The 23,089-nt window shown below is 69.6% G+C and carries 10 protein-coding genes; 2 read left to right on the top strand and 8 right to left on the bottom strand.

The window, feature by feature from the left end; genetic code table 11:
- Nucleotides 1-2 precede the first annotated feature (2 nt).
- From Q9R19_RS00580 to recQ, 7 genes are all read right to left on the bottom strand, one after another.
- Nucleotides 3-6,131: an Ig-like domain-containing protein gene (locus Q9R19_RS00580; protein ID WP_311254414.1), complete on the bottom strand. Its 6,129-nt coding sequence runs from the start codon at nt 6,129-6,131 to the stop codon at nt 3-5.
- A 110-nt stretch (nt 6,132-6,241) separates the two neighbouring features.
- Nucleotides 6,242-12,334, bottom strand: a complete 6,093-nt coding sequence (locus tag Q9R19_RS00575) for an Ig-like domain-containing protein (protein ID WP_311254413.1) — start codon at nt 12,332-12,334, stop codon at nt 6,242-6,244.
- A 108-nt stretch (nt 12,335-12,442) separates the two neighbouring features.
- On the bottom strand, nt 12,443-13,018 hold the full coding sequence (locus tag Q9R19_RS00570; RefSeq protein ID WP_311255832.1) for a DNA-3-methyladenine glycosylase I: 576 nt from the start codon (nt 13,016-13,018) through the stop codon (nt 12,443-12,445).
- 53 nt (nt 13,019-13,071) lie between these two features.
- Nucleotides 13,072-15,147 carry an acyl-CoA dehydrogenase gene (locus Q9R19_RS00565; protein ID WP_311254412.1) on the bottom strand — a complete coding sequence of 692 codons (2,076 nt, stop codon included), beginning with the start codon at nt 15,145-15,147 and terminating at the stop codon, nt 13,072-13,074.
- Between the two features lie 205 nt (nt 15,148-15,352).
- The gene (locus Q9R19_RS00560; protein WP_311254411.1) at nt 15,353-15,487 is read right to left on the bottom strand and encodes a hypothetical protein; all 135 of its coding nucleotides are present in this window, start codon (nt 15,485-15,487) and stop codon (nt 15,353-15,355) included.
- 49 nt (nt 15,488-15,536) lie between these two features.
- Entirely contained in the window at nt 15,537-16,310 is a 774-nt protein-coding gene (locus Q9R19_RS00555) for a choice-of-anchor G family protein (RefSeq protein WP_311255831.1), read from the bottom strand.
- A gap of 433 nt (nt 16,311-16,743) precedes the next feature.
- The gene (recQ, locus tag Q9R19_RS00550; protein WP_311254410.1) at nt 16,744-18,825 is read right to left on the bottom strand and encodes a DNA helicase RecQ; all 2,082 of its coding nucleotides are present in this window, start codon (nt 18,823-18,825) and stop codon (nt 16,744-16,746) included.
- 99 nt (nt 18,826-18,924) lie between these two features.
- Here recQ and Q9R19_RS00545 point away from each other — a divergent pair, with 99 nt between their 5' ends.
- Nucleotides 18,925-19,221, top strand: a complete 297-nt coding sequence (locus Q9R19_RS00545) for a GNAT family N-acetyltransferase (RefSeq protein WP_311254409.1) — start codon at nt 18,925-18,927, stop codon at nt 19,219-19,221.
- Nucleotides 19,222-19,325: 104 nt separating this feature from the next.
- On the opposite strand, the gene Q9R19_RS00540 is transcribed toward Q9R19_RS00545, so the two are convergent.
- Nucleotides 19,326-22,358, bottom strand: coding sequence for a S8 family serine peptidase (locus Q9R19_RS00540; RefSeq protein ID WP_311254408.1), 3,033 nt, complete (start codon nt 22,356-22,358; stop codon nt 19,326-19,328).
- Nucleotides 22,359-22,515: 157 nt separating this feature from the next.
- Here Q9R19_RS00540 and Q9R19_RS00535 point away from each other — a divergent pair, with 157 nt between their 5' ends.
- Entirely contained in the window at nt 22,516-23,061 is a 546-nt protein-coding gene (locus Q9R19_RS00535) for an ECF transporter S component (RefSeq protein ID WP_311254407.1), read from the top strand.
- Nucleotides 23,062-23,089: the final 28 nt, after the last annotated feature.

Genomic DNA, 23,089 nt, shown 5'->3' with positions numbered 1-23,089 from the left:
GGTCAGGGGCGGGACCAGAATTTCTTCGTCGTGTCGACGCTGTCTCCCCAGCCCTGGATGTCGACCCAGACGTTGACGTCGTCTCGTCCCTTGTAGCAGCCGATCTGCTTGGACCCCTTGCCGTCGAAGTTGATCGAGTACCGGTACGGCGGGTTTCCGATGGCGCCGTCCGCGCTCGAATAGCAGATGACGTCCTTCGTGCCGATGTTGAGGTTCTCCCAGTTGACGATGAACTGACGGCATCCGTTGACGCAGCTCCCCTTCGGGTCGCCCTGCGTCACCCAGACCTTGGCGGGCGGAGGCGGTGGCGGGTTGCTCGTCGTCGCCTTGTAGACCGGTGACAGTGCCTCGCCGCCTTCGGTCGCCACCACCTTGACCTGAATGCTGTGCGTCTGCTTGTAGCCGTTGCCGACGGTCTCAGTGCCGCTCTTCTTGTCGTTCGGTCCAGCTACCTTCTTCCAGCCGCCACCGTCGATCTTGATGTAGGTGGTCACCGGGCGTCCGTTGCCGGAGCCGCCCGAGTTCCAGCCCAGAGTGATCTGCTGGTCCCCCTTCTTCGACGCGGAGCCGGTCGGCGCCTTGGGTGCGCCGAAGGGGATCACAGAGTTCGAGGCGGCCGAGGCCGGCCCTGCCTGGGACTGCTGCCCGTCGATCACGGAGTACGCGCGCAGCTGCACCGTGTACGAGGTTCCGTTCGTCGCGGCGATGGCGCTGCTGCCGTTCCAGTCGGTCCAGCTTCCCGAGCCCTTGAGCAGGTACTGGTAGCGGATCTCGCCGGGCTTGGCGCCGTTCAGCGCCGAGGCCGGCATGTCGTAGGAGGTGATGGTGATGGTGCGGTCACCCTCCTTCAGCTTCACGTTCGAGGGGGCGCCCGGGGTGCCGAACGCGCGACGCGGCGTCGACTGCGGGCTGGCGGCGCTGGTGCCGGCCTTGTTGGTCGCCCGCACCGCGTAGGTGTAGTCGGCCGCGTTCGTGGGCACCGACACCGTCTGCGACGTGGCCGTCCCGGCCTTGACCGTCTTGAACAGCGTGCCGCCGCGGTAGATCAGCAGGTCGTAGTTCTTGACCGCGTCGCCATTGGGATCGGCGTCGTTCCAGGAGACGCTCATCTGCGCCTCGCTGCCGAGGGAGGGGGCGCTGTTCACGGTGGGCGCGGCGACCTCTCCGGGGATCCCCGCCGGCACCTCGTCGAGCGACCACATGCTGTACCCCGAGGGGTCGGGCGCCTTGTTGTGCGCGCGCACCCGCACCTGGTAGCTCGTGCCGTTCTCCAGCCCCTCCCAGGTGAGCGTGTTGCCGGTCACGCCGGTGCGCTCCGACGGTCCGCTCAGCGGTGCGGGTGAGATCTGCAGCGTGTACGACTCCACGGGCGATCCGTTGGACTGCGGCGTCTCCCAGCTCACCTTCAGCGCCTTGTCGCCGAACACGAGCTTGGGCGGCAGCGGGGTCTCGGGCTTGACGTCGGGACGCGCGGGTTCGGACAGCGCCGAGGCGGGCCCGTCCCCCACCCGGTTGTGGGCGGTCACCTCGAACGTGTACTCGACGTTGTTGACCAGACCCTCCAGCGTGCAGGTGGTCGTGGCGCAGGTCTTGGAGTACGGCCGCCCGCCCACCGACGTGACCGTGTAGTGGTCGATCTCGGCGCCGTTGTTCGATGGCGCCGACCAGTTCAGCACCACCGTGCGGTCCTCCACCGTCGTCACGCGCGGCACGCCCGGGGCATCCGGAACGCCCTGCACGGTCACGGTCACCCGGCCGTCCACCTCACGATCCGGATCCTTCGTCGCATCCTGCACGCGATACCGCACCACGAGCACGCCGACGAAGTCCGCGCCGGAGGTGATCTTCACCTGGTCCCCGTCGACCTCGGCCTGGCCGTCTCCGCTCTCCGGCACCGCGGAGAGCAGCTTCAGCGGCTCGCCGTCGGCCTTGAACGGGTTGATGTCGTTCTTCAGCACCGGCACGGTGATCGTCTCGCCCTGATCGGCCTCGTCAACGGTGTCGGGGCTCGCGACCGGCAGCTCGCGGGTCGAGGCGGTGACGGTGACGGCGACTCTTCCCTCGATCGGGTCGGTCGTGCCGTCGGTGATGCTCAGCACGACCGAGGCCGTCGTGCCCTTGGGAGTGGTCCTCGAGGCGTCGACCAGCAGCGTGCTGCCGTCGAGCCGGGCGTTCAGTCCGTCGCCGGGGCCCTTCGTGATGCGATAGCGGAGCTTGTCGGCGTCGCCCTTGTCGGGGTCTGTGGTCAGCGCCGCCAGGTCGAGCGAGGTTGCATCCTCGCCGGGAGCGACGTCCAGCTGGCCGTCGATGAACTCCGGCGGCTGGTTCTCGGGCGGCAGCACCGTGATCGGGATCGACAGGGTGCTCTTGCGGCCCTTCGGGTCCTCGACGGTCTTGCCGTCGGTCACCTCGAAGCTCAGCGAGTCCTTGCCGGAGTATCCCTTCTTCGGCGTGTACACCAGCGTGGTCTTGTCCTTGATCAGCGAGTCGCCGTTGTCGTGGCCCGCGCTGACCTTCGCGGCCTCCGTCAGGCGCACGGAGCCGCCGCCGACGACGGTGACGTAGTCGGCCAGCGGCAGCTGCTTGGTCTCGCCGCTCTTGACCTCCACGGGCTTGGTGGAGCGCAGGGTGGGGCGCAGCTCGCTCAGCGACGGGACGAAGATGAAGGCCGACGCGGACTGCTCATCCTGGTCGGTGATGGTGTACCGGATCAGCTGGCGCTTCTCGGTCACGGTGATCCGCGCCTTGTGGCCGTCGATCAGCTTCGCGCCGCCCTCGATCCGCACCTCGAGCGCGGCGGCGGTGCCGTCGGGATCCTCGTCGTTGGCGAGGATGTCCAGGTCGGCGGTCAGCGAGTCCTTCAGATCCTCCACGCGCAGCCGGTCGTCCCGGGCGATCGGCGCCATCAGCGGCACGTCCTCGTCGACCGTGACCAGGATCGGGGCGGATGCCTCGGATCCCTTCGCATCGCGGATCGTGTACTGCAGCGACGCCTCGAGCTCGCGGTCGGGCACGCGCACGATCACGCGGTCTCCGGAGACCTTGCCGGTGACGCCGGACTCGTCCGCCGCTGTGATGCCGTCCTTGACCAGCCGGATCTCATCGCCCTCGGGGTCGGAGTCGTTCGCCAGCACCGGCACGGCCACCGAGCGGCCGGGGCGCACGACCACGCTGTCCTTCACGGCGAACGGCGCCTGGTTCATCGACTCGGCCGGGGCGATGCCCACCCGGATGGTCGCCGTGCCCTCGCCGCCCAGGCGGTCGCGCACCCGGTAGGTGAAGCTGTCGACGCCGTGCGAGTCGGCGAAGGCCTCGTACTCCAGGAAGTCGCCGCCGGTCTCGGTGATCCGCCCCTTGACCGGCGCGATGTCCTGGCCGAGCAGCTCCACCGAGTCGCCGTCGGTGTCGATGTCGTCCAGCGGGATCGGGATGCGGATGCTGGCGCCCGCCAGCGTGCGCGCGGTCAGGTCGGCGGGATGCGGAGGCGCGTTGACCTCGGCGTCGACGGGCAGGACCTGCACGGTGATGTGTCCGCCGGCCTTCTGCCCCCTCGTGTCGACGGCCTCGTAGGTGAGGTACACGGTGCCGGGCTGGTCGGCGGCCTTGAACCGCACGGTGTTCTGCGAGACGAAGGCCTCGCCCTCGGCAGGGTCCGGAAGCGGATCGACGAGCTTCGGGGCGACGTGCATCGCGTCGCCGTTGGGGTGCACGTCGTTGTCGAGCACGGGGATGGTCACCACATCGCCCGCGCGCACCACGGCCTCGTCGTCGTGCGTGACGGGAGGCGAGAGCTTGGAGGGTGCGGGGATCGGCACCACGGTCACATCGCCCTCGGCGGACTTGCTGCCGTTCGAGATGCGGTACGTGATCTTCACCGGCTCGTCCAGTGCGCCCTGGTCGCTGATCCGCAGCATCTCGTGGTTCAGGATCGACACCGCCACGCCGCTGTGCGGCGGCACCGACACCGACTGCACGACCAGCACGCCGCCGGCGGGGTCGGAGTCGTTGGCGAGCACGCCCACCAGCGCCTCCTTGCCGCTGGGCAGCAGCGCCACATCGCGCACCGCCACCGGCGGCAGCTCGGAGTCCTGCTCGTCCATCACGTCGACGCGCACGATGCCCTTGGCATCGGCCTGACCCGATGACGCCTGGTACTGCACGTAGTAGACGCCAGGGGCGTTCGCCCGGAAGGTGAACTGCTTCTTGGCGTAGTCCGGCCGGATCGTGGTGCCGTCCAGCGGCTCCACCCGGCTGAGCCGCAGCTCATCGCGGCCGGAGCTGGTGTCGTTGGCCAGGGGCGCGACCGTCGCCGTCTCGCCGACGCGGGTGACGATGTGGTCGGCGTTGGTGACCGGCGCGGTGGTGCCGGCGGGCTTCACATCGAGCAGGATCGTGCCGTTGGTGAGCTCGCCCAGGGAATCGGCGACGACGACGCCGACCTCTTTGCGGCCCTGCAGGCTGCCGACCGCGCGGTAGGTCATCTGCCCGTCGGTGGTGAACTCCACCTCATCGCCATCCGCCGCCTCGACGCCCTTCAGGTACAGATCGTCGCCCTCGGGGTCGATCCAGTCCTGCAGCACGTTGTACGCGAGGGTGCCGCCGGACTCCACCGACAGCTTGGTCTTGGTGCGGCGCTTCTGCTTGGGCGACGAGTTGGTGTCCCAGTCGTACACCGTCGCGGTGACCTTCGCCGTGTCGGTGCCGTTCTCGCGCCCGTCATCCACCTGATACGTGAACACCGCCCGGCCGGACGCGTCCTCGGGTGCCATGATCTGCAGCGCGGCGCCGTTCAGAATCGGCTGCACCTGCCCGATCGAGGGCTGCTCGCCCACCAGCGAGGCCACCAGCACGTCGCCGTCGGAGTCGTTGTCGTTGTCCAGCACCGGCAGCAGCGTCGTCCCACCCGGGCGCACACCCAGCCGATCGTTCGCCGCCTCAGGAGGTGTGTTCTCCTTCTTGCGATCCGGCAGAGACGTCTCCACCGTCTCCTCCGTGGACTCGTCCGTGTCCTCCGTGTCGCCCTCCGGCGGAGTCAGGATGCTCCAGTCATCCACCCGCTGCAGGCTCTCATCGGCCAGCCACGCCTCCCCGCCGATGATGTCGTTCAGCACGATCACGTCGCGATTCACCCGGAACGTCAGATGCTTGCTGCGCTTGCCACCCGGGATCTTCGCATCGACGTCGTCCCGCTCCCCCGCACAGTCACGCAGGAACCGGGCCGACCCGCCCCACGCCCCGTACGTGCACCCCTGCAGGAACACCGGAGCGGCGGGCACGCCCTCCGACCCGAGGTCGCTGACCGTCGGGTCGGCGCCGTCCAGCGGCACCCGCACCAGCGCCGACGGCGTCGCGACCGCCACGGCGTCGGAGGAGGCGGATGCCTGCTGCAGCACGGCATCCTTCGCATTCTCGATCTCGGTGCGGTGCCCTCCGGTCAGCACAGCACCACTGGAGGGAACCAGCACGACCGGCACGTCTCCGACGACGGTGATCTCGGGCTGCTCGGCGTCCTTGACGCCGTCGAGCGCCGACGTGCTCGGCTCGAGCGCCTCGCCCTGCTCGTCGACCGGGATGGTGACCAGATCGCCGCCCTCCGGCGAGACGGCGTAGACCGTGCCGTCCTGGCCGACAGCGACATCGGCGTTCTTGCCGAGTTCGATCAGAGGCTTGCCGCCCTTGATGTCGAGGCCGGAGAGCGACGAGGTGCCCACCACCCAGAGATCGCCGGAGGCGGCGTCGAGCACAGCCGCCGTGCGGTTGCCGAGCGCGACCTCGGCGCTGCCGGGGATCGTCGCGCTGTCGGTGAGCGCGACGTTGGCGGGATCGACGGCGGTGAGCGTCGAGCTGCCGCGATCGACCACCAGCACCGTTCCGCCGTCCTGCAGGATGTCGTAGTCATCGCTGCTGGTGCGCAGGCCCCCGTCGAGCACGGTCGACGCGTGGTTGAAGTGACCGACGAGCAGTTTGGACGACTTGGTGAGCCACACGCCCGCGTCGTTCAGGTCGACCTTCGCCGTGGGCAGTCCGTCGTAGGCGAGTGCCATGCCGGTGAGGGCCACGCTGCCGATGACCACGCCCGCCGTCGCCGCGAGGGTCTTCGGGCGCGCGCGCATCCACGACAGTGCCTTCATGACGGCGAATTCCCCCCTCGGCGCTCCTTCATGCGTCCGTGTCATTGTACGCAGAGCGATATTCCGCTGCCCAGGCGGCGACATGGGCAGAAGTGCCCCAGCCTGTGCCATCACCACGTCGTGGAGTGGATGTTGGCACTCACGCCGTCGAAGCTCACCGTCACAGTCTTCCCTGCTTCGCCATCGCAGATCCACGACTTGAGATCCGTCGATGCGCCTGCGGCAATCGACTGAGAATTTCCCTCGTTGTTCGCGGAGAACACGCCGTTCTTCCAGACTGTGACAAGGTACTTTCCCCCAGGGAAATCGGCTGATGTCGCCACGCGCACGTAGTTGCAGGTGCCGTTCATCCGACCGCCCCTCGAAACCCAGACCTCAGGCAGAGGCTTGGCCCCCGTGCCGCTGTTGGCCGTCACAGTGCGCGTCTGCGGCGCGGCGGGCTGGTCGGAGTTCGGCTTGTCGGTGACGGTCACGGTGAAGGACACCGGCGTGCTCCAGCCGTAGCTCAACGGCACGTTTCCGCCGCCGGTGCCGACGGTTCCGGAGTGCCCGCGGTTGTCGGCCCAGCTCACCGTCACGTCCCGGCCGTTGCGCGTGGTCGCACCGATGTGCCAGGTGATCTCCTGCCCGCTGACGCTGGCGGAGAGGCTCGGTGTGTTCGGCGCGCCGAAGGGCTTGGCCGCATTCGAACCGGCCGACACTGCTCCGGCCTTGGTGGAGGTGCCCGCGACCCTGGCCACACCGCGCACATAGATGTAGTACGTGCTGTTGTTCGCCACGCCGCTGCGGATCACCTTGTCGCCGGGCATGGCGTTCCAGGTGCCGTTCTCGCCGATGCGGTACTCGTAGCTCACCTCGCCGGACTTCGCGCCGTTGAGCGGACCGGGGGCGAACGCGACGGTCACCGTGTTGTCGCCCGGCGTGGCCCGCACCCCGGTGGGCGCGCCCGGGGCGAGCACACCGCGGCGCTCCGCGGACGGCCGACTCCAATCGCCCGGCTTCGGCGCCTTGTTCATCGCCCGCACGCGGAAGGTGTAGCCGGTCTCGGACGGGTCGACCTGCACGGCCTGGCTCGTCACACCGGCAGCGACCATGATCGGCTCGCCGACCACCGCGCCCCCGCGCATGATGTTCAGCTCGTAGCCCGAGATCGCCGCCCCGTTGTCGTCGGGCGCGACCCAGCTCACCTTCATCTGCGCCTTGGATCCGACAGGATCCAGCTCGGCGGTCGTCGGCTGCGCGGGCGCCTTCGGCGGACCGGCCGGCGTCTCGCCGCGGGAGTACAGGCTCCACTCCGACGGCTGCGGCGCCCGGTTGTGGGCCTGGATGCGCACCTGGTACTCGCGCCCGTTCTCCAGGCCCTTCCAGACGGTGCTGGTGCCGGTGATGCCGGTCAGCTGCGTCGCCCCCGAGGGCGGTGCGGGACTGATCTCGAGCGTGTACGACTCGACGGGCGAGCCGGAGCTGCTGGGCGCGGTCCAGTCCACCTTCAGCTCGTGGTCCCCGAACGCGAGGGTCGGTGCGCTGGGCGTGTCGGGGCGGGTGTCCGGCCGCGCCACCTCGCTGGAGGGCGACGGTTCCGATTCGCCGACGCGGTTGGTCGCGGTCACCTGGAACACGTACTCGACGTCGTTGGTGAGCTTGTCGAGCGTGCAGGTGGTGGACTCGCACTCCTTTGAGTACGCGCCGCCCTGCACCGCGCGCACCGTGTACTTCGTGATCTCGGCGCCGTTGTTCACCGGCGACCCCCACGAGAGCACCACCTGCCGGTCGGTGACGCTGGTCACCGTCGGCGTTCCCGGCGCGTCGGGCACGCCCTGCACCGTGAGGCGGATGCGGCCCTCCGCCGCCCGATCGGGGTCGCCGGTCGCATCCTGGATGCGGTAGCGCGCCACCAGCATCCCGACGAAATCCGGGTCGGGGGTGATCGTGACCTGATCGCCGTCGAGCACCACCTCGCCGCGGCCGGTCTCGGGTGACGCCGAGATCACCGAGAGCGGCGTGTCCGGGAACGGGTTGATGTCGTTCTCGAGCACGTCGATCGTGATCGGCTCGCCCTGGTCGACCTCGTCGCGCACGTCGTCGGTGGCGATCGGGAGGTCGCGGGTGGATGCCGTGACCGTCACCGTGACGCGGCCCTGGATCGGGTCGGCGGTGCCGTCGGTGACGCTGAGCACGAGGTTCGCCGTCGTGCCCTTGGGTACGTCCTTCGCCGCCTCGACGCTGAGCGTCGTGCCCTCCACGCGCGCGGTGATGCCGTTGCCCGAGCCGCCGGTGAGACGGAACGAGACCTCGTCGTCGGGATCGGGGTCGGAGGCGAGTGCCGCCAGGTCGAGCGTGGTCGCCTTCTCGCCGGGAGCGACGGACAGCTCGGCATCCGTGAAGGCGGGCGGCTGGTTCTCAGGCGGGAGCACCGTGATCGGTATGGTGAGGGTGGCCTTGCGCCCCTTCGGGTCGTCGACCCGGTCGCCATCGGTCACCTCGAAGGTGAGGGAGTCCTTGCCGAAGTATCCGTCGGCCGGCGTGTAGACCAGCGTGTTCTCGTCCTTGACGAGGTTGTCGCCATTGCTGTGCGGGGCCTTCGCCTTCGCGGTCTCGGTGATGATCGCGCGGCCCCCGCCGAACACCGTCACGTAGTCGGCCAGCGGCAGCACCTTCGTCTCGCCGCTCTTCACCACCACGGGCTCGACGCTCGTCAGGATGGGGCGCATGTCGGCCAGCGCGGGCACGAAGATGAACGCGGATGCCTGCTTCTCGTCGCGATCCGTGATCGTGTATCGCACGATGTGCGCCTTCTCGCCGACGGTCACCCGCACTGTTTCGTCCGGACGCAGCGTGCCCCCGGCGCCGACATCCAGGCTCAGCGCCTGGGTCGTGCCGTCGGGGTCCTCGTCGTTGGCGAGCACGTCGACGTCGACCGTGGCGGTGTCCTTGACATCGGTGACCAGCACGCGGTCGTCGCGCGCGATCGGCGCCTTCAGCGGCACATCCGGGTCGACCGTCACCGCGATCGCGGCGGATGCCGTGGCGCCCAGCTCATCGACGATCGTGTAGCGCACCGAGGTCTCGAACTCGCGATCGGGCACCCGCACCAGCACCCGATCGCCCAGGGCGCGCGCCTTCACCCCGTCGACATCCGGCTGGGAGATGCCGTCCTTGACGAGCACGATCTTGCCGCCCTCGGGGTCGGAGTCGTTCGCGAGCACCGGCACCGCCACCTCGCGATCCGGACGCACGACCACGGAGTCCTTCACCGCGTATGGCGCCTGGTTCACCTTCTCACGTGGGGCGATCCCGACCCGGATCGTGCCGATGCCCTCGCGCCCGAGACGGTCGCGCACCCGGTAGGTGAAGGTGTCCACGCCGGTCGAATCCTCGAAGGCCTCATAGCTGAGGAAGTCCTGCCCGGTCTCAGCGACCCGGCCCTTGAGCGGGCTGCTGCCCAGCCCGAGCAGTTCGACGGAGTCGCCGTCTTGGTCGAGGCCGTCCAGCGGGATCGCGATCCGCTGCGTGGCGCCGCTGAGCGTGCGCACGGTGAGGTCGCGCGGGGTGGGGGCCGCGTTCGTCTTCCTGTCGACGGGCACGATCTGGATGCGAATGTACGCGGCCGCCTTCTGGCCCATCGAGTCGACGATCTCATAGGTGGCGCTCACCGTCTTCGGCTCGTCACCGGCGCGGAAGCGCACGGTGTCCTGCGAGACGAAGATCTCGCCGTCGGCGGGGTCGACCAGCGGTTCGACCAGCTCGGGCACGACGTGGATCGCGTCGCCGCTGGGGTGGGAGTCGTTGGCCAGCACGGGGATCGTCACCACGTCGCCTGCGCGCACCACGGCCTGATCGTCCAGCGCCACGGGCGCGAGCACCCGCTCGGGTGCGGGGATCGGCAGCACCACGACCTCGCCCACTGCGGAGCGCGTGCCGTTGGAGATGCGGTACTCGATGCGGGTCGGGCCGTTCATCCCGCCCTGGTCGCCGATGCGCAGGGTCTGATGCTCCAGCACCGACACCGAGACGCCGCGCGCGGAATCGTCCAGGCTCGCGGACTGCAGCACCAGCACCCCGCCGGCGGGATCGGAGTCGTTCGCCAGCGGGTCGAGCAGCACCTCGCCACCGGCGGGCAGCAGCGCGACATCGCGCACGGCCACCGGCGGCAGGTCGCTGTCGGCGGTGTCGAGCACGTCCACCCGCACCAGGCCGGGCACCGCGTTGGGGCCGGCGGCGACCAGGTACTGCACGTAGTAGACGCCGGACTTCTGCGCCGTGAACGTGAACTGCTTGTTGGGGAAGTCCGAGTCGATGCTCGCACCGGCTACGGGGTCGACGCCCGCCAGCCGCAGCTGCTCCCGGCCGGAGCTGGCGTCGTTGGTGAGGGGCGAGACCGTGACCGAGACGCCGGGACGGGTCACCACGTGATCGGCGTTGGTCTTCGGCAGCGTCGAGCCCGCCGGCTGCACGTCGAGCCGGATGATGCCGGTGGCCGTCTCGCCCAGCCCGTCGGACACCGTGACCTGCACCTCCTTGCGGCCCTGCAGGCTGCCCAGGGCGCGGTAGGTGATCTGACCGCCGGTGGTGAACTCGACCTCGTCGCCGGGAGCCGCGACCACCTCGCGCAGGTAGATGTCGTCGCCGTCGGGATCGATCCAGTCCGGCAGCACGTTGTACGAGATCGTGCCGCCGGATTCGACGGCGAGCCGGGTGGGTCGCTTGGACTTCGGGGCGGCGTTGACGCTCCACTCGTGCACGGACACGCGCACCCGGGCGGTGTCGGTTCCGCTGCGGCCGTCGTCGGCCTGATACCGGAAGGATGCCGAACCGCGGGCATCCTCCGGCACGGCGATCTGCAGCGCCGCGCCGTCGAGCACCGGCTGCACCACCCCGACCGACGGCTGCGCACCGACCAGCGAGGCCACCAGCACGTCGCCGTCCGGGTCGTTGTCGTTGTCCAGCACGGGCAGCATGGTGGTCGCGCCGGGGCGCACGCCCAGGCCCGGATCGTCCTCGGCGGTGGGAGGGGTGTTCTTCTCACCGCGCTTGGGCAGAGTCGTCTCCACCGTCTCCTCGGTGGTCCGCTCGTCCTCGTCCTCGGTCTCGCCCTTGGGCGGGGTGAGGACGGTCCAGTCATCCACGCGCTGCATGCTCTCGTCCGCCAGCCAGGCCGCGCCGCTGACGATGTCGTTGAGCACGATCACGTCGCGGTTGACGCGGAACGTCAGGTGCTTGCGGCTCTTGGCCCCTGGGATCTTCTCGGCCACGTCGGCGCGCTCGCCGGCGCAGTCGCGGATGAAGCGCGCCGAGCCCGCCCAGGCGCCGTACGTGCAGCCCTGCAGAAAGACAGGCGCCGCCGGAGCGCCGCTGCCCGGCACCGACTGACGGGTCGGCTCACCGCCGTCCAGCGGCACGCGCACGAGCGAGTCGGCGGTGGCGACGGTGACGGCATCCGTCTGCGCCGACACCTGCTGCAGCACCGCGGACCCGTCGGTGGTGATCTCGGAGCGCACTCCGTCGGGAGCGAGCACGGTGCCGGATCCGTCGAGCACCACCGGCACGGAGCCGACCGCGGTGATCGTCGGGCGCTTGTGCTTGTCGACCTTCCCGATCTCGGTCGTCGACCGGCCGGCCGGCGCGCCCTGGGCATCCGTCTCGATCGTCACGATCTGGCCCTTGGCCCCGGCCACCCCGTACACGGCGCCGTCTGCGCCCACCGTGACCGCCGAGTTCTCTCCCAGCGTGACGACGGGCTCGGTGCTGCGCGGATCGAACCCGCTCAGTGCGCTGAACGCCATCACCCAGAGCCGGCCCGACGAGTTCTCCATGACGGCGACGGTGGATGCGCCCAGCGCGACTTGGGATTCGCCGGCGAGCTTGACGGAGCCGGCCAGCGAGACGCGGGCCGGATCGACCGGGGCGATCGTGTTGCTGCCGCTGTCGACGATGAGGACCGAGGACTGATCCTGCAGGATGTCGTAGCTCTCACCGGCGGTGCGCAGCCCGCCGTCGAGCACGGTGGACTCGTGGTTGAAATGGCCCACGAGCAGGCTGGAGGTCTTCGTCAGCCACACGCCCGCGTCGTTCAGGTCGACCTTCGCCGTGGGGAGGCCGTCGTAGGCGACCGCCATGCCGGTGAGCACCACCGCGCCGATCGCGACTCCGGCGCCGGCCGCGATCGCCTTCGGGCGCGCCCGCATCCAAGACAGCATCCTCATACTGCTGAGTCCCCCCTGTGCGCGCGCAGCGCGCGCCGCTCACGAGTTTATCGCGCGCGGTCGATCGCCCGATGGGGAGTGGTCACCATCCCGCCGGATGCCGCCCGGTCAGCCGGCGGATGCCCGCCAGCATCCGCCCACGTGATCATCGACCATGCCGGCGGACTGCATCAGCGCATACATGGTCGTCGGGCCGACGAAGCGGAACCCGCGCCTGCGCAGCGCCTTGCTGAGGGCGGTCGACTCGGCGGTGGTCGCCGGCACGTCGGCGAAGGAGCGCGGGCGAGCGGATGCCGCAGGCGCGAACGACCACATCAGGGCATCCAGCTCGCCCTCCGCCAGCTCACGCACGAGTGCCGCGTTCGAGATCGTGGCGAGGATCTTCGCGCGGTTGCGGATGATCCCGGCATCCGTCATCAGCCGGTCCACGTCGTCGGGGCCGAACTCGGCGACCTGAGCCGGATCGAAGCCTGCGAACACTTCGCGGAACCGCGGGCGCTTGCGCAGGATCGTGATCCAGCTGAGCCCGGCCTGGAAACCTTCCAGCGACATCTTCTCGAACAGGGCGCGGTCACCGTGCAGGGGCCGGCCCCACTCCTCGTCGTGGTAGCGGCGGTACTCGTCGTCGTCGCCGACCCACGCGCAGCGGTCGCGCAGGTCCGGGCCGGTCAGGACGGATGCCATGGACGTCACAGCTTCACGCTACCGGGCCGTGCGCTCCGCGCGGAGACGTGTGCTCAGGCCTTCTTCTTGCGCAGCTCCGCTTCGTCTCGCTTCGCGCGCCGGCGCAGCTCTTTCTCGGAGATCGGCGCGGTGCCGTCGGCGGCGAGCGCGGCGTAATGCGCACGCGCCTCGTCCTGACGCTGCTGCTCGATGCCGCTGGCGATCGGAGCGCGCACGTGCTCGGGTTCGAACCCGAAGGCCTGCACCAGCTCGAGCGCGTGCGGGCGCAGCCGTGCGCACAGCCTGTCGATGTAGCTCGAGACGGCGGCGGCGCGCTGCGTGGACAGCCGCCCGTTGATAAGATGCCAGGCCAGGTGCTTCTCGACCAGGCTCAGCCCGAACAGGTCGCGCAGCCAGGTGAGCACCTGTTTCGTGTCGGCATCCTCGACCGAGTTCACCGCATCGGTGAACGCCTCCCACTGCAGCAGCTCACCGTGCGCGCGGGCGGCCTCGATCAGCTCGGCCTGGTTCTCGTTGAACAGCTTCTCGCCGAGCACTTTGTCCCGGCCCGCTGGGCGCAGGCGGCCGGCGATGTCGGCGACCATCTGCTGCACCCGCTCGGTGAGCAGCTCGTGCTGCTGCTCGGCGCGCAGGCCGTTCTCCACAGATCGGGCGGTCGAGCCCAGATCGGCGACGGCCTGGCCGAGGGCGCGCAGGCCAGCGCCGTGGAACACCTTGCCCGCGGTCTGCCCGACCGCGTACTTGGCCAGCGCCGCGGCATCCTTGCCCTTGAACTGCTGGGCGAAGTCGGTGAGCAGCCGCTTGCCGACCAGCTGCAGCAGCACGTTGTTGTCGCCCTCGAAGGTGACGTAGATGTCCAGGTCGGCGCGCAGACCGACCAGGCGGTTCTCGAACATGAACCCGGCGCCGCCGCACGCCTCGCGCGCCTCCTGCAGCGTGTCGAGGGCGTGCCAGGTGGACAGCGGCTTGAGCGCTGCGGCCAGGGTCTCGAGATCTTCCCGATCCTCCGGCGTGTCGGTGCGCCCGGAGAAGACGCCGTCGAACTTCTGCAGGAACTCGTCGTGCGCGAAGATCTGCGCGTAGGTGGTCGCCAGCCGCGGCAGCAGACGGCGCTGGTGCTTGCCGTAGTCCAGCAGCACGGTCTCCGAGCCGTCAGCGCCGTCGAACTGGCGGCGCTGAGAGCCGTAGGTGATCGCGATGTGCAGGCCGAGGGCGGATGCCCAGGATGCGGCGCCGTCGAGGGAGACGCGGCCCTGCACGAGAGTGCCGAGCATGGTGAAGAAGCGGCGTCCGGGGCTGTCGATCGGGCTGGTGTAGGTGCCGTCCGCCGCCACATCGCCGTACTTGTTGAGGAGATTGGTGCGCGGGACGCGCACGTGATCGAAGCTGAGTCGGCCGTTGTCGATGCCGTTCAGTCCGCCCTTGAGACCGTCGTCCTCACGGCCGATTCCGGGCAGGTCGTTGCCGTGCTCGTCGCGCAGCGGCACGTAGAAGCAGTGCACCCCGTGGTTGACGCCGTTCGTGATCAGCTGGGCGAACACCGTCGCGGCGATGCCGTGCAGGGCGGCGTTGCCCAGGTACTCCTTGGTCGCCGCGCGGAACGGCGTGTTGATGACGAACTCCTCGGTCACCGGATCGTAGGTCGCGGTGGTGCCGACCGCGGCGACATCCGAGCCGTGCCCGATCTCGGTCATCGCGAAAGCACCCGGGATGGAGAGGTCCATGATGCCGGGGAGCCACTTCTTGTGGTGCTCCTCCGTGCCCAGCTGCAGCACCGCCCCGCCGAACAGGCCCCACTGCACGCCCGACTTGATCTGCAGGCTGGGGTCGGCGGCGACCAGTTCCTCGAAGCCGGCGATGTTGGCTCCGTTGTCCTCCTCGCCCCCGAACTGCTTCGGGAAGGCGCGATGCACGGCCTTGTTCTCCACCAGCAGGTGCAGCTGGGTGAGCACGCGCTCGCGGTGCTCGTCCTTGCCCAGGCTCTCGTCACGCCAGAACGCCGGGTCCTTGATCAGCGCGCGCGCCTCGCGGCGCGTGTGCGCCCAGGTGCCCAGGAGCAGATCGTTCACACGCGCGACGTCGATGTCGGCGTGGGGTGCGGATGCCGGACGGACGGCTGCGTCGACCATGGCGTTTCCTCTCGGAGCAGGAGCAGGGATTCCTCAACAGTAGGTCTTCGACAATGCCACGCGAAGTCACCTGTACCCTTCCTTCAATGTTTAGGCAAGGCGGGCCCGGGTCGGATTGTCCGCTCGCCACAGCAGAAGGCCGGCCATCGTGCCCTGTGACCAGCGACATCCTGTTCGAGCGATGGCTGCGGCAACTCCCGAGCAGTCAGGCGACCGCGTCGGATTCCGCGGCGAACAGGCGCCGCCCCGCCCGCTGCGCTCGCACCCGCAGCTCGCGCGTTCCGCGGGCCAGGCGCTCCCACGACTCGTCTCGGATGAACAGCAGATCGAGCGCGATCATCGCCAGTGAGAACGGCCACAGGCCAGCAGTGTGTTGTTGATCGGCGTCGTCAGAGCACCGAGCAACGCGCCCGCATTGAGACCAAGGACGGGCCCCCTGGTGTCGTCTGCAGCAGCTTATCGAGGTCGACATGCACGATCCCGCCTCGCAGTGTCACCGAGAGCACACCGTCAGCATCCTCCAGCGGAGTGTCGAGGATCGTGTTCAGCGCCGACTGCACATCGGTGGTGAGTGTGATGTCCACTCCGCTCTCACCGAGAATGCCAGTCACTCCCGTCAGCGTTGCGATAGCTCCGGCAAGTGCGCCGTTCGGTCCGACAAGAGAACCGACTGCGTCATCGACCAGATCGGCGACGCCGTCGGTGCCGGTGAGCACGTCTTCAAGTCCGGCGATCGCCGGCAGGGCGAGATCCAGCGTGGCACCGGCGGCGCTGTAGTCGCGCGTGACCGTCCCAGCTCCGTCAACACCCGCTTGAGCGGTGACCGCACCGATCTCGAGGTCGAGGTTTGCGATCGTGCTGGTGGCTCCCCAGCCCAGCAACTCCGAAAGGTGAAGCGAGGCGTCGGACGGATAGTCGTCGCGCGCAGAGGTGTCGACCGCGCCGCTGTCGCTGACAGCACCGGTTGCCGCTCGCGACGCGGCTCCGTCGGAGGATTGAGAATACTCGTTCACCGCGCCCAGCTGAAGGAAGTCTGCCAACGGCACGCTGACGCCGCCCGGAATCTGGACGTTGAGCGTGCTCAACGCGGTGAGATCCAGCGGATTCGTCTTCGTCTGCGGCGACGTGGACGTCCCGTCATGACTGTCTGAACACCCGCCAATGCGGCCACGCCGTCGAGAGAGACCCCGTCCAGCAGCAGGCTACCGCTGAGGAATCGAGACGACGACTCTGAATGGTCCCCCGGCGCGCCGTACGCGGCCAATGGCGTGAGCCCACCTCCGATCACGACGGCCGCGGCTCCCAGAAGCCCTATCAGCTTCTGCCCTCTCTGAGACCCGAACTTCCTGTGATCCATGACACCTCTCCCTGGCGGCGGAGCCCTCACTCCGTCATCAACGAGTCCTCCCCAGAACCGACATCCGTGTCGGCAGGCGTTGCCGGAAACGTTTCGCACCTCGCGGACCGCGTCCAGTGTTCTCACAGATTCGTGCGCGAAACGTCCCGGGGCGCGTCGAGCGTCCGATCACACGCTCGATCATCAGTGCACCGCGATCCCTGCGCCGCGATCAGTGCGCCGCGATCACTGCGCCGCGATCAGTGCGCCGCGATCACCTCGAGCACGGCCTCGCCGTAGGCATCCCGCTTCTTCTGGCCGATGCCGCTGATGCCACTGAGCGCCTCGACGGACGCCGGACGGTGCTCGGCGAGCGCACGCAGCGTGGCGTCGCCGAAGACGATGTACGCGGGCACTCCCTGCTCTCTCGCGGTCGCCGCCCGCCAGGCGCGCAGCGCCTCGAAGAGCGGCTGAGCATCAGCATCCAGCTCCTGCGCGGCGCTCTGCCTGCGGGCGCGCGACGCGCTCGCCCGTCCCATCGTGTCCTTGCGCAGCGGCACCTCGGCCTCGCCGCGCAGGACAGCGGTGGCCGCCTCGCCGGGCGCGAGGGTGCCGTAGTCGCCCTGCGCGACGAGGATGCCGCGGGCCAGCAGCTGCCGCACCACGCTGCGCCAGTCCTGATCGGACAGGTCCGCTCCGATGCCGTAGGTGGCGAGCTGCTCATGGTGCATCCTGCGGATGCGATCGTTGGACGCCCCGCGCAGGATGTCGATGAGGTGGCCGGCGCCGAAGGCCTGATTGCGCTCGCGCTTCAGCCGCACGATCGTGGACAGCAGCTTCTGCGCGGGGACCAGCCCGTCGAAGGTGTCGGGCTTCTCCAGGCAGGTGTCGCAGTTGCCGCACCCTTCGACTCTCCCGGCTCCGCCGGTTTCGCTCAGGGACCCAGCCTCCGGAAGATCCTGCCCGAAGTACCGCAGCAGGTTCTGCCGCCGGCAGGCCACTGTCTCGCAGAGGGCGAGCATGGCATCCAGATGCTGCCCCATCCGCATCTTGAACGTGCGGTCTCCCGGGCTCTGATCGATCAGGCGGCGCTGCTGCACGACATCCGCCAGGCCGTACGCCATCCACGCCACCGACGGCTCGCCGTCGCGCCCGGCGCGCCCCGTCTCCTGGTAGTAGCCCTCCACCGACTTGGGCAGGTCGATGTGCGCGACGAAGCGCACGTCGGGCTTGTCGATGCCCATCCCGAACGCGATCGTGGCGACCATGATCACGCCGTCCTCACGCAGGAAGCGCGCCTGATTCGCGGCGCGCACCTCGGCGGGGAGGCCGGCGTGGTACGGCAGAGCGTCGAGGCCGCGGGATGCCAGGTACTCGGCCGTCTGCTCCACCGACTTGCGGCTGAGGGCGTAGACGATGCCTGCGGCGGACTCGGGCTGCGAGCGGATGAACTCCGCCAGCTGCCTGCGCGGGTCGGCCTTCGGCACGATGCGGTACTGGATGTTGGGGCGGTCGAAGCTGGCGACGAAGTGCTCGGCGCGGTCGAGGTTCAGGCGCTGCGTGAGCTCCTGGTGCGTGGCTCTGGTCGCGGTGGCGGTGAGCGCCATGCGCGGCACACCGGGGAACCGCTCCGCCAGATCGCCGAGCGTCAGGTAGTCGGGGCGGAAGTCGTGGCCCCATTGCGACACGCAGTGCGCCTCGTCGATCGCGATCACGCTGAGCGATCCGCGCTGCAGCAGCCGCGTGGTCTGCGCGGACGAGAGTCGCTCCGGTGCGACGTAGATGAGGTCGAGCTCGCCGGCCAGGTACGCCCGCTCGACCTCCCGCCGCTCGTCGGCGCTCTGCGTGGAGTTGAGGTACGCCGCGCGCACGCCGTTCGCGCGCAGGGCATCCACCTGGTCGTGCATGAGCGCGATCAGCGGGCTGATCACGAGCCCCGTGCCCTCGCGCACCAGTGCCGGCACCTGATACGTGACGGACTTGCCGCCGCCGGTGGGCATCAGCACCACGGCATCCCCGCCGCCGATCACCTGCTCGACGATGGCGGCCTGGTCGCCGCGGAACGCGTCATAGCCGAACACCGTCCGCAGCGCCTCGAGGGCGGTCGGGAACCGGGAGGGCGCCGGGCGCGTGGGCGCCCCCGTGGAAGAGGAAGGAGCGGATGCCGGTGGCGCACCCCAGTCGGAGGACGGGACGTAACCGTCCTCGGGCGGAATCCAGTCGCCCTCCTCCGGCACGTCCCACGGCTCGTCCGGCCACGGCTCGTCCGGCCACGGCTCGTCCGGGTGCGCGCCGTCGGCGGACGGGGTGGCCCACTCGCGCGGGTCGGGCGGCTGCGGCATCCCTCCAGCCTAACGATCACGACCGACACCCGGCCCGGCTCTCCACAGCCCCCGTGCGCGCCGGGAGCGCGTAGGTTGGACGGAACCGAAGGAGGAGCAATGCCCGACATCACCGTCAACCGCAACGATGACGCCTCGCGCTACGAGATCCACCTCGACGGCACCCTCGCGGGATTCGCCGAGTTCGAACGACGCCGGGGCGAGTTCCGCTTCACCCACACCGAGGTCGACCACGCCTTCCAGGGCCGCGGGCTGGCCCAGCAGCTGGCATCCGAGGCTCTCGCCGACGCCGCCACGACCGGCGACACCATCGTGCCCTACTGCCCCTACATCGCCGCCTACCTCGAGAAGTTCCCGCTGGACGGCGTCGAGGTGCGGCTGCCGAACCAGGGCTGACGCCGACGGCCGGATGCATTCCGGGAGCCGATTCGTATCGGGACCTCACCCCAGACCGGACGGGGCCGGATGCCGATCGGCATCCGGCCCCGCTGCGCGACCCGCTACCGGGCGTCGACCGTCACGATCGTGCGCACGTCGGAGTCGCCGTACTGCACGACGCCGAGGTACTTCGCGGCATCCAGGCCCGACCACGAGAGGTCGTACGAGACGGCCTGCCCGCGCGTGACGCTCAGCGGGTTCGGGGTCGCTGTGAGCGCCCCCTGGCCCGCCCCCGGCGCCACGTTGGCGTAGGTCATGTCCCACGTCATCGGGTTCGGCGCCGAGTAGATGTTCGCGATGACCACGTAGGTGCCGGCCGTCGGCGCGGTCACGGTCACCTGCTCGTCGGCCGAAGCCGTCGCCGACTGCCACTTCTCGTAGTAGCGCAGGTCGGTGGGCGACACCACGCGGTAGACGGTCAGGTCGAGGTCGCTGCCGGCGTCGTCCGACGAGTCCAGGTCGAAACGGCTCAGCGTCGTGCCCTCGGGCACGTCGACGATCCAGGCGACGTCGTTGTTGTCGTCACCGGACGCGCCGTCGCCGGAGTGGCCGTCGACGGGGTTGTCCTCGTCGACGAGCAGCTGCAGCGGGGTGAGTCCGTTCAGGTTCAGCGGCAGCGTGCCGTTCAGTCCCGGGGTGATCTCGACTGCGGTCGAGCCCTCGGCACCGGTCGCGCTGACCTCGGCGGGTGCGTCGGCGGTGACCGGGAAGACCGCCAGCGGCGAGCGCACGTCGCCGGCCGAGCTCTTCCAGGTCAGCGAGCCGGTGGCCCACTTCTCGACGGGAGCGGTGGCGTTGTCGAACGTCACCGTGAAGCTCTTCGACTCCCCCGCCTTCGAGAAGGACAGGGTCGCCGGCTCCACCGTCACGTTCACGCCGGGGATCGACGCCTGGGCCGTGTAGGTGCCCGCGGCGGTCGAGGTGACCGTGCGGGTGACCTTCTGCGCGCTGGCGAGCGTGCCGATCGAGATCGATGCGCCGTTGAAGTCGCTGGCGTCGATCGGATCCACCCCGCTGAAGCTGCCGGGGAGCACGCCCTCGATGTACGACGCCCAGTCCTGCACGTCGTTGAGGTACAGCAGCCCCGGTTCGAAGTAGCGCTTCGGGTCGACCTGACCGGCACCCTGGGCGAACACGTCGGTGCTCTTCGAGCCGTCGGCGTTCACCGTGTCGTAGGCCGTCGTCATCAGTGCCGACTTGATCTCGGCCGGCGTCGCGTTCGGACGCTCTCCGAGGTAGAGGGCGCCGAGGCCGGCGACGTGGGGCGACGCCATCGACGTGCCGGACAGGATGCCGAAGGTCGGCTTCGCCTTGCGCGCGTTGTTCGTCGCGGCGAGGATCGCCACGCCGGGGGCGGCGACATCGGGCTTAATGATGTCGGACCCGGCGGCCTTCATCGGGCCGCGGCTCGAGAAGCCGGCGATCTGCGGCACCGGGGTGACCTCGCCTGTGGTGTTCTCGCCGATGAGCGTGACGGGACGATCGGCGCCGCCGCGCACGTACTCCAGCACGGCCGCGCGGTTCGCCGCGGCGAGGTGCACGGTGGGCACGACGTGGAAGTCGTTGTCGAGCGAGTCGGCGCCGCCGGGAACGTTCACCAGGATCATCCCGATGCCGCCCGCGGCCTTCACGACCTCGGACTTCTCGGCACGCGCGTTCTCGCCGCGATCGCAGACCACGATGTGGTCCTTCACCTGGGCGGGGTCGAGTGAGCCGGGCAGGCACAGCTCAGCACCGTCCGCCGCCGCCGCGTCGCCGGCGTAGATGGAGGGGCCGTCGATCTCACTGCCGAACGGCACGCTCACCGACGCGCCCGCCTTCTCGAAGCCGGGGAAGCGCACGGTGCCCTCCCAGGTCGGGATGGTGGATGCCGCGACCGTCGTGTACCAGGGGGACGCGTGGTCGGCCGTGATGGGATCCGGGCCGGCGTTGCCGGCGCTGACCGAGACGAAGATGCCCGCGGCCGCCGCACTGAGGAACGCGAGGTCGTCGGGCTCGACGACCCCGGTGGCCGCTCCGCCGCCGATGGAGTAGTTGATCACGTCGACGCCGTCGGCGACCGCCGCGTCGATGGCCGAGACCAGGTCGCTGAGGGCGCAGATGTCGTCGTCGGTGACGGCCGGATCGGGGCCCTCGTAGCAGGCCTTGTACATGGCGATCTTGGCTGCCGGCGCGACGCCCGAGATCGTGCCCAGGTCGACGCCGGACACCGATGCCTTCACGCCGAAGTCGCCGGCCGCGGTGCTCGCCGTGTGCGAGCCGTGGCCGGCGCCGTCACGCGGGGAGAGGTAGTCGTACTGGAAGTCGAAGCCCGCCGCCGCGGCGCCGGATGAGAAGTACTGCGCACCGACCAGCTTGGTCGAGTAGTCGTGCTTGTCCCACTGCTGTCCGGTGACGATCGGGCTCTTGAACGTGTTGCCGTCGGCCTTGTCGAAGTACACGTACGAGCCGTCCGTGTACGGCTGGCCCTTCGACTTCTTGTTGTTCGCCTTCTTCAGCTTCTCACCGGCGAACGACGGGTTCTCCGGCGCGATGCCGGTGTCGACCACGCCCACCACGACGCCCGCGCCCGCGGTGGCGACGCCGCCCGTCTGCTGCCACACGCCGCCCAGGCCCTTGGCGTCGTCGCCGAGGCCGAGGAAGTCGGTGGAGGACTGCGCCTGCGGATGCCGGATGCTGTCGGCGTACACGCCGAGCACGTCCTTCGAGGCGCGCAGCTCGTCGACCTGCGGACCGGTGAGGTCTGCGGCGAAGCCGTTCACCGTCACCTGGTAATCGGCATCCGGCGTGACGCCCGCCTTCTTGGCGAGCTTGCGCTGCTCGTTCCTGAGGTGGGCGATGTACTTCTGCGAGTCGGCGGAGTGCGCATCGAGCTTGTGGCCCTTCGGGGGCTTCGTCGCCCGCAGGCCCTTGGTGTCGCCGTCATAGGTCGCCAGCGGATCGGCCTTGAGCACCACGATGTAATGCCCGGGGGTTCCGTCGACCGGCGTGGGAGTGGTCACCCCCTCTGCCGCGAAGCCGGTGGTGGCCGTGCATCCGATGAACAACGCGGCCAGGGATACGGCCGCTGTCACTCTGAGGGGGGTTCGTCTCACGAGGTGCTCCTGTTCCCGATGCGGCCACTGTGCCGCATCGCCGTAAAAACGTATCCCTCGGCTGAGAGCGTTCGCGACCGATTCGCGAAGGTCTGGCCGAAAGTCGACATCCGCCGGCGCGGCGCCGGACCCCGCGGTGATCGCGTAGCCTGGAGCGGTGCCACCCGCCGCCGTCCTGAGCACGCGCACGCTTCTGGTCTGCGCGGCCATCGGCGTCGCCACGGGCATCCTGGGCGGCATCGCCGGGGTGATCACGCTGGGCGTGCTCGCCGTGACGCCCTACCTGTACGGGCTGGTGCTGGGCGTGCACGTGCTGCCCGGGATCATCGCGCAGGAGGTGCTGCGCCGGCCGCTGGTGGCGCTGATCACGCACGTGATCGCGGCGCTGATCTCCAGCGCGTTCAATCCCACCTTCGCGATGCGCTTCATCGGCACCGCACTGCTGTTCGGCGCCATCCAGGAGGGCGTAGCCGCCCTCACGCGGTACCGCGCGTGGGGTCGCTGGCGGTTCTTCGTCTCGGCCGCGATCATCGGCGCGATCGTCGCCGTCGTGGTCGGCTTCGTGGTGGACCTCGGCCGCTTCGCACTCTGGGTGCAGGTCGTGTATCTGTCCATCTCGGTGCTGGGCCCGGTCGCCTGGACCGCGATCGGCATCGCCGTCGGCAACGCGCTGCGCCGCGCGGGCATCGCCCCGAAGCGCTGAATCGCGTTCGCCGTGCGTTGGTCGTGCC

This window comes from Microbacterium sp. ARD32, assembly GCF_031844385.1.
Lineage (GTDB): Bacteria > Actinomycetota > Actinomycetes > Actinomycetales > Microbacteriaceae > Microbacterium.
Note: the sequence above shows the minus strand (reverse complement) of the source record. Positions and strands in the feature narration are given on the sequence as shown.